Raw genomic sequence first — 12472 nt, 5'->3', positions numbered from 1 at the left:
GATTTGAACTCAGCACAAGATAATCTGGATGCGCAGCTGCGCGAGCGCTTGCTGTTGTCGCGCGCCGTACCGGGCGACCGGCTGATGCTGGCCGACGCCACGCTGCTGGCCGCATTGAACGGCACGCGCGCATTGACGCCGAACGAGCGTCAGGCTCTGTCATCCTCGCCGCTGACGTTGCGCCGTTTCCGTCAGCTGTCGCTGGAGCGTTATGCCGCCGCCGCGCAAGCGCTGCAAGCCGCCAACGATCCGGTGTGGAGCGGCAGTCGTGGCATGCTGCGCGCGGCATCGACCGCAGAGGCGCTGGAAGCGTTGGTCACCGATGACGGTCACTGGACCTTGCACTTTCTGCCGCAGGACGGCGGCTGGCAGGTGATATTGAGCTTGTCGGCGGAGGCGCCGTTCGCGGCCCGCTTGCTGAATGATCAGCCGCAGTTGCGCGTGATCGACGGCGGTGGCGCGATTGTGCTGCAAGGCCGTCTGGATGCGGATGGCGAGTGCGAGCGCGCCTGGCCATTCGCCACCGCGCCGGCAGAACACTTTCAACTATATGGAGCCGGCTTTGCCGTCGAACCGGTAGCGCCGTAGATGATGGGATTATTTAGCCGCCGCCGCAAGTCCACCGCCGATACCGGCGGGTTGGGCGTCACGTTGATCGCGCTTCGGCTCGACGAGGGAGATGTCGCGCCGTCGCATAGCACCGTGGTGGTGTTTAATGTGGGCGGCCATTCGCGTCGTGTGGCCGCTGGCAAGGTGTCTTGCGAGCAGGGTGAGACGGTATTCTGTTTTCATCCGGGACCGTACACGGTGGATGTGATGCCGTTTGCGTCGGCGCCGGAGTGGGGCTTGCGGTTGCGGTTTGTGGTGGATGCGGCCAATCCGCGCGTAACGCAGCAGCGGTTTGATTTGTATTTGTATAGCGAGACGGCGGGGCGGCTGGAGCTGGCCGATTTTTCTGCGGCCGTTGAAATGGCGTTGCAGGCCGAGTTGGCGCAAGGGGCGCTGGAGCTGCCGCCATGTACCACGCTCGAAGAGTGGCATGCTTTCCGCGCCGGGTTGAATCAGCTGATGTACACGCGATATGGCGTGACGGTGGACGACTGCGTGCCGGTTGATCTGGGCGATCAGATCGACTACGCGACCATCCTCCAAACCCGCGCCCGACAAGCCGCTGAAGCCGCGCAGTCGGACCTCGCCCCGGTCGCCATCGAGCCCACGCTGCACACCGCCACGCCCGCCGCTGCTGGCCCTCCGCCTTCCGGCGCGGCTTCGACTGCGCTGGCGGCGGAGCAGGATGCGCGGGCGTTGCGTCGTCTGTTCCTGGAACTGCCGGCCCTCAGCAGCGGATTGCGGTTGCTCACTTTGCCCGACGGCCTGCCGATCTTCCAGCAGCATCAAGCCGTGCTACTGCGTCTCGGCATGGCCGCGCTCAACGTCAACACCATGCCGTCGCTGGCGTGGGCCGCGCCGGACCAGCCGCTGTCTATGGCCGGCCAGGCCCGCCGCGTCGCCCAAAGCATGATCGCCCAATCTGCGCTGGACGAAGCCTGGTCCCTGCTAGCCCGCCTTCAACTGGCCGACCCGCAGCAATGGCCATCACTGCTGGATGAAGCAGACCGCATCTGCACCAACCTGGAAACCGGCCTGTCCCTGCGCCGCATCGCGCAGCTCGAACGCATGGAGCCATCGCTATGACCACCATCTCCACCAGCGCCGTTCCCACTAATGCCGAATGCCGCGCCACCTTGGCCGACGGCCGCACGCTGACCATCACCGCCAGCCGCCGCCCACGCGCCAACCGCGCTGACGTGAAATGCACCGTGCCGAACGCGCCGGCAATCGCAGAACACATGCAGCAAATCGTCCGCCTCGCGCGTCACACCGAAGCGCGGCTGGATAGCCGTGACCAAGTGGTGCTCAGCATGGACATCACGCCATCCGCCACGGAGCGCGACTGGGAGCTGGCCGCCGTCCTCGCCGACCGTATGGTGCGTGGCCTGCATCCCGCAAAGCCCGGCGCGATCACCACCGCACAAGGCCAATCGGATGCCTGGCACACCGGCCGCGTCACCGGAACGGTCCGCACCACTGCACCGAACGACGCCGACAGCTCGCTGCAAATCACCCATCTGGGCGCGCTGCTGGGCCATGCCGATCCATCGGCCGCCATTTCCACCGTGCGCACATGGTTCCCGCTGCACAGCGGCGGCATCAACGACACCCTCAGTTGGGTCGAAGTCAGCGTCTTCCCGCTGGAAGCGCCGGCCACCGCAGAAGAAGATAGCATCGCCGCTCCTGGCCTGGACCTGACCGCCCAACAGGAAGTCAAACAAACCCTCACCGCCGCCCGCCACTTCGACGGCAAAGGCCTGAACCGCTGGCGCAGCGTGGTGCGCTTCGACCAGCCGCGCTTCCAGGGCGGCTCCTACCAGTTGGCGCTGGTGATGGCCGACCGTCTGGCGCGCGGCCGCGAGTTCGTCCCGCGCGGCCGCATCATCGCCACCGGTTGTTCCAGCGCCTGGCACGCCGGCCGCGTCGACACCGTAGACGGCCGCGAACCCAAGCTGGAATTAATATTCAATCAAGTAAACAGCGGCGACCGCGTGCTGCTGCCCAAAGACTGGCAAGACCACCTGCCGCCCGGATTTGCGGCCGGGCTGCGCCAAAAAGGCGCCAGCCTGGCCTGCATCGACAAGATTGGCATGATTTAAACCGTGCGCAAGAAGCAAACCGCGTTCGCCCTGCTAAAATCTGAAGATCGCAGGCGAGCCTGGAAGATGAATCGTAGAAGGAGTCTGGCATGTTCCAAATGTTTGGTTTTGGTGGCGTTAAATGCCCGCGATGCGAGCACAAAAACGACGACCAGTCGGGCTACTGCAAGCAGTGCGGCCTGACGCTCGGCGCGCCGCGCAATGTGCCGGTGCTGCGCGATAACCGCTGGATCCCCGGCGACAATGAACTGGCCGTGTATTTCGGCGTCAGCACGCTGTCCGGCATCTTTACCAAGACGCTGCGGGTGCCGGCCACCACGCGCGCCTACATCCTGCAGGCCGACAAAGCCACCGAAGTGCCGCAGGGCGAATACGAAATCGAAGGCTTCTTCACCCGCCTGAACCACCTGCTGCGCAACCAGAACGCCGAAATCCTGATCACCCGCACCTTGCCGCTGCCGGTTGAGTTTTCGTTCACCGACCTGCATACCGCAGAACACCTGAAGATATCGGCCCGCTTTACGGTCGCTATCCGCATTGAAAACGTGTCGGCGTTTGCGCAGCACTTCATGACCGTTCCGGGCGTGGTCAGCACCCAGAACCTGCAAGAGCTGCTGGAACCTTCCGTGCGTCAGCTGGCGGCGGAATTTGTCGGTAGCCGCTCGATCCGCGAAATGGCCGGCAACGCCGACCTGCGCCTGCAACTGAACGAGCGCCTGCAAGCCGCACTCAAACTGCGCCTTGCCACCTACGGCCTGGCGGTGGAAGGCGTGGACACGGCAGCGCTGCGCCACGATAAATTCGACCATAACCGCGAACGCATCGGCACCCTGTGGCTGGTGGCGGATGAGCGTCATGTGCAGTTGGAGCACGTTAAACAGCTGGACCAGATCTACAACGACGAAGAGTGGCAAGCCATCTGGCGCGAAGAGCAGAAGATGCACTCCGACTTCCGCCGTGCCGAGCTGCGCCAGGACGCCAGCGTCAGCAAGGCCGAACTGACGCTCAAGGAAGCCGAGCGCGTACAAGCCTTGCGCGCGCGCGAAGTGGAGCTGTACAGCCGCGTGATGGATTCCAAGACCCGCAAGGTCGCTCTCGACAAAGGTGCGGGTACCGTGCTGGCGGACCTGGAGCATGAACTGGCGAAGAACAAATCCCATCGCCAGGGCGAACAGGCCGACTGGGATCATGTGCGCCAGCTGGCGCAGATCCGCATGCGCACCGAACTGGAAGTATTACAGCAGACCGCTGCCGAGCAGCGCCAGTTGGCGCAGCAGCGCCTGTCGCATCAGCTGAAACAGCAGTCGATTGAAAACCAGATCGCGCAAGCCTTGCTGATCGAGGATGAATCGCACAAGCGCAGCGAACTGGCGGCGCTGCGCCAGCGCGAAAAAGACGAGAAGGCGCATGAGCTGCAAATCGAGGCGGAAGCGCACGCCGCCCGCATCCAGGGCATGACGCTGGCCCACGCTGCCCGCCGCCGCGAGGCCGAGCGGGTGCAGGAGTGGGAAGACCAGCTGGCACTGGCCCGTCAGCGCGACCTGCTGCGCGGCGACGCCGTCAAGGACGCATCCAATGCGGTGGCGGTGGCGGAGATCAACCAGAAGATCGAAGACCTCAAGCGCTCCGGCGTACAGGCGGATTCGATCGCCCAGTACGAAAAGCTGTTGCGCACCATCGAGGCGGATGGCGTTCACGCGCGCCAGAATCAGGCCAACGCCAAACAGGCCATGCTGGACGAACTGGCGGTGGAAGAGCAGCGCCAGATCCTTAAGCAACGCGATCACGAAGCCGCATGGCAGCGCGAGTTGAAGAAGTTTGAGCAGGAGCGCACAGCGGCGCTGACGGTCCAGCAATCGGAGCAGGACCATGAAATCCGCCGCATGGAGACCATGGGCCGCTTGAGCGATATGGCGCTGGCCGCCGTGGCCGCGCCGTCCAATGCGGAGGCGGTGGCGCAGATCATGAAGCTGCAAATCCAGGGCGGCATGACGGCGGAGCAGATCCAGGCGCTGTCGCATGTGGTGGCTGCCGAACATGGCGTCACGCCGGTGGAAGCGGCGCGCATGGCGTATGAACGGGTGCAGGAAGAACGCGCGCACCGCGATACGGAACTGGATAAGGACCGCAGCCACCAGGTCGATCTGCTGAATATCCAGAACGCCGCCAGCGCCAGTGCGCTCACCACGCAAAGCCAGTTGGGCGTCGGTGTGGCGCAGGCAGGCGCGCCGGTTGTAACGGTGGTTGCGCCTGTGGTGCACCGCTGCGTCAACGGCCATGTGGTGCCGCCAGGCCGTGAGCGTGACAAATTTTGCGCCGAATGCGGCGCGCCCATCGTCTAGCAGGGAACGGGTATAGTTCGGGTAATGATGCAAACAGCAAGAGACAAGATCCGCGAACTGCGGGCCTTACATGATGACGGTCTGTTGAGTCTCCAAGAGTTCGACCGTCGCAAGAACGCCATCCTGGACGCGGAGTACGCTCCGCCGGGAGGCGTTGGTGCGTCTGCGCCGCCACCGATGCCGGTGCGCCAGGGTACGGAACTGGGCCTGATGACCGGCCAGGAAATCGGTCCGCAAAACCGCCGCTACCGGCTGGAGCGCTTGATCGGCATGGGCGGCATGGGCCAGGTGTGGCTGGCGACCGACCTCGCCACGCACGCGGAGTTGGGCCACAGCGACCAGGTGGCGCTGAAGATCCTGCCGCCGCAACTGACGCAAAGCGCCACCCACGCCAAGCTGCTGATCGAGGAAGCGACGCAGGCGCGCAAGCTGGCGCATGAGCACATCGTCCGCGTGTACGAGTGGGCGCAAGACCCCGCCACGTCCAGCTACTTCATCATCATGGAGTATCTGGAAGGGCAGGATCTGGATGCATATCTGGCCGAGCAAGGCCCGCTGCCGCTGGAATCGGTGTACAAGCTGCTGGCGCCGATTGGCGATGCGCTGCAATACGCGTGGGACAAGCACAAGCTGGTGCACCGCGATATCAAGCCGGGCAACGTCTTCCTGACCAAGAAGGGTGAAGTCAAGCTGCTGGACTTCGGCATCGCTTCGCGCGCGCGCAGTGCCGGCAGCAGCCTCGGTTTGCAGACGCCGAACGCCGGCACCGCCGGCTATCGCGCACCGGAGGCGGGCACGCATCAGCGCCAGCCGGCGCCCAAGCTGGATGTGTATGCGGTGGCGGTGATGATCTATCAGCTGCTGGAAGGCCGCATGCCGTTTGACGATATGCGCCCGGCCGACTTCCACCCATCGCCGCCGCGCGGCTTGAATGAGCGTCAGTGGAAAGTGCTGCAGGAAGGCTTTGCGTATTTGCAGGAGCGCCGTCCGGAATCGGTGAACGCGCTGCTGGCGGAATTGCATCGCGCCGCCGGCCCGAGCGAAGCGGAGCTGGCCGAAAAAGCCGCGCAAGCCGCGCGCGAACAGGCGGTACGCGAACAGCAGCGCCAGAAAGAACAGGTGGCGCAAGCGGAACTGGCGCGCCAGACCGAAGAAAAGCGCAAGGCGATGGTGGCCGAACTGGCGGCGCGCCGCAAGGCGGAGCTGGAAGCCGCTGCGGTAGATAAGCAGCGGCAGGACGTGCAACGCCGCGCGCTGGAAGCCAGGCAGCGCGCCGAAGCGGAAGTCGCCGCACAGGCCCGCAAGCAGGTGCTGCGCGAGCAGTTGCAGGCACGCCGCGAGGCCGACGCCAAGGCCGCGCGCGACGAGCGCGAGGAGCAGCAGCGCAAGGTGGCGCAGCTGAAAGCGGAAGTGGCGTATCGCCAGGAGCAGGAGCGCCACCGCAAGCAGCAGGCCGAGCGCCACGCGGCGGAGGTGGCGGCGATGACCGCCAGTGCGCCCGTGGCCGACGCCAATGGCGTGCTGCGCGACCGCTTCCTGGACGGCACCGGCGCCGGACCGGACCTGGTGCTGATCCCGACCGGCCGCTTCCAGATGGGCTCTCACGAACATGAGCAGGCGCTGGCCATCAAGGCCGGCGCGCAGAAGAACTGGCTGGATCGCGAACTGCCGCAGCACTGGGTCGGCATCGAGCATTCGTTTGCGATGGCGCGCTTCCCGGTGACGGTGGGGCAGTGGCGGCGCTTCGTCAAGGACACCGGCTGGGAGTCGCAGTCGGATACCGACTGGCGCGATCCGGGCTTCAGGCAGACGGACGAACATCCGGTGGTGGGCGTTAGCTGGACGGATGCGCAGCAGTACCTGCGCTGGCTGTCGCAGAAGACCGGCCATGTGTACCGCCTGCCGACCGAGGCGGAGTGGGAGTACGCCTGCCGCGCCGGCACCAAGACTGCGTTCAGCTTCGGCGACACCATCAGCACCGAGCAGGCCAACTACGACGGCCACTACACCTACAACGGCGGCAAGCGTGGCGCTTATCTGCAAGGGACCAACAAGGTCGGCGCGTTCCAGCCCAATCCCTGGGGTCTGTTCGACATGCACGGCAATGTGTGGGAATGGACGCAGGATGTGGTGCACGATAACTACGCCGGCGCGCCGGCCGACGGCAGCGCGTGGGAAGAGGGCGGCGACTCGGTGCGGCGCGTGCTGCGCGGCGGCTCGTGGCTGTACAACCCGCGCTATCTGCGTTCCGCCGTGCGCAATGGATTTTCAGCGGTGCTGGCCAACGATATCGTCGGCTTCAGGGTCGCCCGCAAGCTCGCATGAGGTATACTGCCGGACTTTGAAAGTCAGGATTATCCATGAGCGCTTTGCCACCATGCCCTAAATGCAGTTCCGAATATACCTACGAAGATGGCGCCAATCTGGTGTGCCCTGAGTGCGCACACGAGTGGCCGGCCGGCGGCGCCGCCGATGCGGCTGAAGATGGCCCGCGCGTGTACCGCGACTCGGTCGGCAATGTGCTGCAAGACGGCGACACCGTCACCGTGATCAAGGATCTGAAGCTGAAGGGCGGCGGCGGCACCGTCAAAGTCGGCACCAAGGTCAAGAACATCCGCCTGGTCGATTCCGATCACGATATCGATTGCAAGATCGACGGCTTCGGCGCCATGAGCCTGAAAACTGAATTCGTGCGCAAGGTATGACGCACAAGCTTTTCCTGTTCGACCTGGATGACACGCTGCTGGACTTCAAGGCGTCCGAGCAGCTGTCGTTTGCGCGCACCTTGCAGGCGCTGGGCATGGATGGCGATCTGGCGCAGCTTTTCCTCGGCTACCAGGCGATCAACCTGGCGCTGTGGCGCGCGTTTGAAACCGGCACCGTGTCCAAGGACTTCCTCAAGGTCGAGCGTTTCCGCAAGACCTTCGCCGAGAACGGCCTGGAACTGGACCCGGAGGCAGCCAGCCGCCTGTATCTGGAATCGCTGTCGGATACCGTGGTGTTGATCGACGGCGCCTTGCAGCTGTGCGCAACGCTGGCCGGCATGGGCGAGGTGGGCATCATCACCAACGGCGTGGAAGCGATCCAGAATCAGCGCATCGCCAAGTCCGGCCTGCGCGAGCATATCTCGTTCGTGGCGACCTCCGAGGCCTGCGGCTACGCCAAGCCGGATGTGCGCTTCTTTGAATACGCGGCGCGCATGGCGCGGCCGTTTGCCAAGGAAGATGCGATCATCATCGGCGACCGCCTGGACGCCGACATCCTCGGCGCCAACCGCTACGGCATCGACAGCTGCTGGTTCAATCCTGAGCGTCTGGACAATACGTCGGAAGCGATTCCAACCTACGAAGTCAACAATCTTCCCGAGATCCTGCGTTCGCTGTCATAATCAGCGGTTCACCCGTTCAGGATTTCCCGATGAGAAGCGTACGCTCGTTATGTTGGGCCGTGTATGCGGCGTTATGCGTATGGGGAGTGTCGGCCGGTGCGGCCACTCCCACCATCGGGCCGGATCTGGCCGACTACAGCCACACGCAATGGACTGCCGCGGACGGCGCGCCGCCGGGCATCGGCAGCATGGCGCAGACCGCCGATGGCTGGCTGTGGTTCGGCACCGCCGATGGGCTGTACCGCTTTGACGGTGTCCACTTCAGCCGCTACCGCCTGCCATCGCGCCTGGGATTGAACCGCGACCGCGTCAACCTGGTGCGCGCGGCGCCGAACGGCGATTTGTACATCACTTATTTTGCCGAAGGCTTGTCGGTGCTGCACCCGGACGGCCGGGTCGACGCCATACCGACGCCACCGTTGGCGCGCAATGGCATCGGCGACATCACGATCGACAGCGATAGCAGCCTGTGGGTCATCGCCGGGAATATCCAGCATTACAAGGACGGGCGCTGGCGCGTGGTCGCCGAGGGGCCCGAGTGGAATAGCGCGCCTGGCATCAGCATGCTGCTCGATCAGCGCGGCGATCTGTGGGCCTCCAGTGACAAGGGAGTCTGGCGGCTGGATCGCAAGGCCGAGCGCCTGGTCAAGGTGATGGACGGCGGCGGCCAGTTGCTGTTTGCGCCGGACGGGCGCTTGTGGCAGTTGCTGGATGCGGCGACGGTCCGCTTCGTCGCCCAATCCGGCGGCGTGCGGCCGGCGGCCTACGCCTATGCCGAAAGCATTTGGGGCGGCGTCTTCGACAGCGATGGCGCGCTGTGGCAGCTGGACTGCGCCGCGCCGGTGTGCCGCGTGCAGCCGGTGACGCCAACGGGTGTGGCGCTGCAGTCTGGCGCGGTGGTCCAGGTCAGCACCCTTGGCCAGGTGCGGCAGTTGTCCGGGCGCGAAGCGAAGAATATTCTGGAAGACCGGGAAGGCAATATCTGGATCTCGACCGAGAGCGGTATCGACCGTTTCCGGCACAACCGGCTGCTCAACAGCGGCCTGGATGGGGCGGGCCTGAAATACAGCTTGTCCACTGACGGCGCTGGTCATATCTGGGCGGCGGACATCGGCAGCGGCACTTTGTGGCAGCTGACCGCCAATGGCCGGCCGCAGGCGGTGGCGCGTCCGCCCGTCACGCTGGTGGCGAATGGCCGCCAGGGCGCAGTCTTCATCGGCGACAAGCGTTCGATTGAGCGCATCAGCAAGGGCGGCAAGGAGATCATCCCGCTGCCACCTGGCCCGGACGGCAAGCCGCGCGATCACCGCATGCTGGGCATCCTGGATGACGGCAAGGTGTTGTGGACCGCGACCATGGAGACCGGCCTGATCGGCTGGCGTGACGGCAAATGGCTGCCGGCGTCGGCGTTCACGCTGCCGGACAAGATCTTCCAGTCCGGTCCCGCCGGCGTCGGCCAACTGTGGCTGGCCACTGGCGACGGCACGCTGGTGTTTTACGACGACGGCAAGCTGACCACCAGCGACATTCATCAAGTGGGCATGGCCACCAGCGTGTTCCTGAGCGGCGAACCTATCGTCAGCGGCTCGGACGGCACCGGTGTGTTCAAGGACGGCAAGCTGACGATGTGGCGCGCCGCCGATGCGGACGTGCTGCGTAATATCTCCGGCCTGGTGGTGACGCGCGACGGCGACCGTTGGCTCAACGGCGCCGCCGGCCTGGTACATGTGCGCGCCGAGGACTGGAAGCGCAGCATCGCCGATCCGACGCAAGCGCTGCGCTATGAGGTGTTCGGCGCGCTGGACGGCTACCCGGGGCGGGCGGTGATCGAATCGCGCTGGCCTACCGCCATGAGTCCGGACGGCCGCCATCTGTGGCTGCTGGCCACCGGCGGCGTGGTGCAGCTGGATACCGCCAAGTTGCAGCGTAACCGGGGCACGCCGCAGCCGGCGATTCTAAGCGTGACCACCGACCAGCGTACCTATGCGGCGGACCGCGCGTTGCGGCTGCCGCCCGGCAGCGGCCATTTCCGCATCGACTTCACCGCGCCGCTGCTGCGCGCGCCGGAAAGTGTGCGCTTCGAATATCGCCTCGAAGGCGTCGACACGCACTGGCAGGACGCCGGCAGCCGCCGTTCGACCTCGTACACCAACGTTGGCGCCGGCGATTACGTGTTCCGCCTGCGCGCGTTCAACGAGGACGGCACGCCCAGTGTCAACGAGGCGAGCCTGCGGGTGACGGTGGAGCCGACGCTGGCGCAAAGCCTGTGGTTCCGCATCAGCTGCGTGCTGGCGCTGGCCTTGCTGGCGTTTGCGCTGTACCACTATCGGATTCGCCAACTGTCGCGCCGCATGGCCGAACGATTGCAGGTGCGCGTGGCCGAGCGCGAACGCATCGCCATCGAGCTGCATGACACGGTGCTGCAATCCATGCACGGCGTGATCCTGCATGCGGAAAATGCAGTGGAGAAGATCGAAGGACAGGTTGAAACGCGGGACAATCTGGTGCGGGTGATCGAGCACGCCAACAACGCCATCATCGAGGGCCGCGAGCGGGTGCAAAGCCTGCGCCATGGCAGCGACGACGAGCTGATTGACCTGTTCGATGCGCTGATCGAACGTGAAGGCGCAACGCTGCTGGTGCGCGTCGAACAGCATAGCGTTTCGCGCGCGCTGCATCTGGTGGTAAAGGACGAGCTGTATGTGGTGGGCCGCGAGGCGCTGCGCAACGCGATCCGCCATGCCAGCGCCAACCAGATCACGCTGATGCTGGCCTATGCGGCGAAGGAATTGGTGCTGGAAGTGCGCGACGACGGCGTCGGTATTCCGGCCGATATTCTGGCCGCCGGCGGCCGTCCCGGACATCTGGGACTGGACGCCATGCGCCGCCGCGCCGAGCAGGTAGGCGGCAAATACAGCATGGCGTCGCGGCCGGGCGAAACGGTGGTGCGGATTGCGATCCCGGCCCGCCTGGCGTATCTCAGCGATACTCAGGGACGCACGGTGTAGTTGGCCGGCGTCCAGGTCCAGCTCTTGCCGTTGGCGCGGATGTAGCCCAGGCCAGGGAATTGCAGGTGCGCGGCTGCAACCAGGTCGTTTTCTTTGGCGATCTGGGAGAAGGCTGCGGTGCGCGCGGCGTAAGCCTGTTTCGGATCGCTGTCGAAGCCGATGGTGACGGACGGCGCGTCAAACTGCACTGCTGCGACGTGAATCAGGTCGCCAAGGATGACCAGTTTCTTGCCCTTGCTTTCGACGATGTACGAGGTGTGACCGGGCGTGTGGCCGTAGCTGGACAGGGAGACGATGCCGGGCACCACTTCGCCGTTATGCTCGAAGGGCTTGAACTTGCCTGCCTTGATGTAAGGCGTGAGCGAGGTCATCGCGCCCTGGAAAAAGCCGGTGAAATCCTTGGGTGCGTGCGCCATGTTCTCCTGGCTGAGCCAATAGTCGGCGTCGCGCTTGTCGGCATGGACGGTGGCGTTGGGGAAGGCGATTTTCCCATTGACCATCAGGCCACCGACGTGGTCCGGGTGGAAGTGCGTGATCAGGATATCGTCAACTTGCTCCGGCTGATAGCCGGACGCTTTCAGGTTGTCGGCCAGTTTGCCCAGCGTCGGCCCGAACAGCGCGCCGCTGCCGGTATCGACCAGTATCAACTTGCTGCCGGTGTTGACCAGGAAGGCGTTGGTCGAGGTGGTGGTGGGTGTGGTCAGGTGTGCCTTGTCCAGTGCGGCCTGGGTCTTGGTCTTGTCGTTCTTCAGCAGGTCGACCATCGGCAGATCGGCGGTGCCGTCGCTCAGTGGCGTGACTTCGACGTCTCCCACCATGATGCGGGCAAAGCCTGGGGTGGCAATCTTCGACAGCGGTGCGGCGGCGTACGCGCTGAAGGTGATCGATCCCAGTGCGAGGGTGGCGGTGGCTAGTGCTGAACGAAGTGATGAAGTGGTCATGATGCGCTTTCTCTGTTATTCGCGAATCTGACGATTACATCATGCGCTGTGCTGGCGGGCCATGAGTCATCCGGCATAACTG

At 64.8% G+C, this 12472-nt stretch carries 9 protein-coding genes; 8 read left to right on the top strand and 1 reads right to left on the bottom strand.

Annotated features, from left to right (window positions below; all coding sequences use genetic code 11):
• Window positions 1-3: 3 nt before the first annotated feature.
• The 8 genes from GTP69_RS22785 (at window position 4) to GTP69_RS22750 (ending at window position 11449) form a co-directional block, all read left to right on the top strand.
• Complete coding sequence (locus GTP69_RS22785; protein WP_308494455.1) at window positions 4-588, top strand: hypothetical protein; 585 nt, start codon at window positions 4-6, stop codon at window positions 586-588.
• Window positions 589-1695: a hypothetical protein gene (locus GTP69_RS22780; protein ID WP_229261106.1), complete on the top strand. Its 1107-nt coding sequence runs from the start codon at window positions 589-591 to the stop codon at window positions 1693-1695.
• The gene (locus tag GTP69_RS22775) at window positions 1692-2711 is read left to right on the top strand and encodes a hypothetical protein (protein ID WP_161057007.1); all 1020 of its coding nucleotides are present in this window, start codon (window positions 1692-1694) and stop codon (window positions 2709-2711) included. The genes GTP69_RS22780 and GTP69_RS22775 overlap by 4 nt, the downstream gene beginning before the upstream one ends.
• Window positions 2712-2800: 89 nt before the next feature.
• Window positions 2801-5053 carry an SPFH domain-containing protein gene (locus tag GTP69_RS22770; RefSeq protein ID WP_161057006.1) on the top strand — a complete coding sequence of 751 codons (2253 nt, stop codon included), beginning with the start codon at window positions 2801-2803 and terminating at the stop codon, window positions 5051-5053.
• A 24-nt stretch (window positions 5054-5077) separates the two neighbouring features.
• Entirely contained in the window at window positions 5078-7378 is a 2301-nt protein-coding gene (locus GTP69_RS22765) for a bifunctional serine/threonine-protein kinase/formylglycine-generating enzyme family protein (RefSeq protein WP_161057005.1), read from the top strand.
• Between the two features lie 35 nt (window positions 7379-7413).
• A complete protein-coding gene (locus GTP69_RS22760) occupies window positions 7414-7758 on the top strand; it encodes a zinc ribbon domain-containing protein YjdM (protein WP_110848138.1) in 345 nt (114 codons plus the stop codon).
• Complete coding sequence (locus tag GTP69_RS22755) at window positions 7755-8441, top strand: YjjG family noncanonical pyrimidine nucleotidase (protein ID WP_161057004.1); 687 nt, start codon at window positions 7755-7757, stop codon at window positions 8439-8441. Before GTP69_RS22760 ends, GTP69_RS22755 begins: the two co-directional genes overlap by 4 nt.
• A gap of 29 nt (window positions 8442-8470) precedes the next feature.
• Window positions 8471-11449, top strand: coding sequence for a sensor histidine kinase (locus GTP69_RS22750; RefSeq protein WP_161057003.1), 2979 nt, complete (start codon window positions 8471-8473; stop codon window positions 11447-11449).
• On the opposite strand, the gene GTP69_RS22745 is transcribed toward GTP69_RS22750, so the two are convergent.
• The gene (locus GTP69_RS22745) at window positions 11431-12390 is read right to left on the bottom strand and encodes an MBL fold metallo-hydrolase (RefSeq protein ID WP_161057002.1); all 960 of its coding nucleotides are present in this window, start codon (window positions 12388-12390) and stop codon (window positions 11431-11433) included. The genes GTP69_RS22750 and GTP69_RS22745 overlap by 19 nt on opposite strands.
• Between the last annotated feature and the right edge of the window lie 82 nt (window positions 12391-12472).

It is taken from the genome of Duganella levis, assembly GCF_009857605.1.
GTDB lineage: Bacteria > Pseudomonadota > Gammaproteobacteria > Burkholderiales > Burkholderiaceae_D > Rugamonas > Rugamonas levis.
The sequence above is the reverse complement of the archived record's forward strand: the minus strand, read 5'-3'. Positions and strand labels throughout refer to the sequence as shown.

What these genes read in the sequence shown, in the direction of transcription:
- GTP69_RS22780 (WP_229261106.1), top strand. Translation starts at nt 589, where the DNA reads ATGATGGGATTATTTAGCCGCCGCCGCAAGTCCACCGCCGATACCGGC.
- GTP69_RS22775 (WP_161057007.1), top strand. Translation starts at nt 1,692, where the DNA reads ATGACCACCATCTCCACCAGCGCCGTTCCCACTAATGCCGAATGCCGC.
- GTP69_RS22770 (WP_161057006.1), top strand. Translation starts at nt 2,801, where the DNA reads ATGTTCCAAATGTTTGGTTTTGGTGGCGTTAAATGCCCGCGATGCGAG.
- GTP69_RS22765 (WP_161057005.1), top strand. Translation starts at nt 5,078, where the DNA reads ATGATGCAAACAGCAAGAGACAAGATCCGCGAACTGCGGGCCTTACAT.
- GTP69_RS22760 (WP_110848138.1), top strand. Translation starts at nt 7,414, where the DNA reads ATGAGCGCTTTGCCACCATGCCCTAAATGCAGTTCCGAATATACCTAC.
- GTP69_RS22755 (WP_161057004.1), top strand. Translation starts at nt 7,755, where the DNA reads ATGACGCACAAGCTTTTCCTGTTCGACCTGGATGACACGCTGCTGGAC.
- GTP69_RS22750 (WP_161057003.1), top strand. Translation starts at nt 8,471, where the DNA reads ATGAGAAGCGTACGCTCGTTATGTTGGGCCGTGTATGCGGCGTTATGC.
- GTP69_RS22745 (WP_161057002.1), bottom strand. Translation starts at nt 12,390, where the DNA reads ATGACCACTTCATCACTTCGTTCAGCACTAGCCACCGCCACCCTCGCA.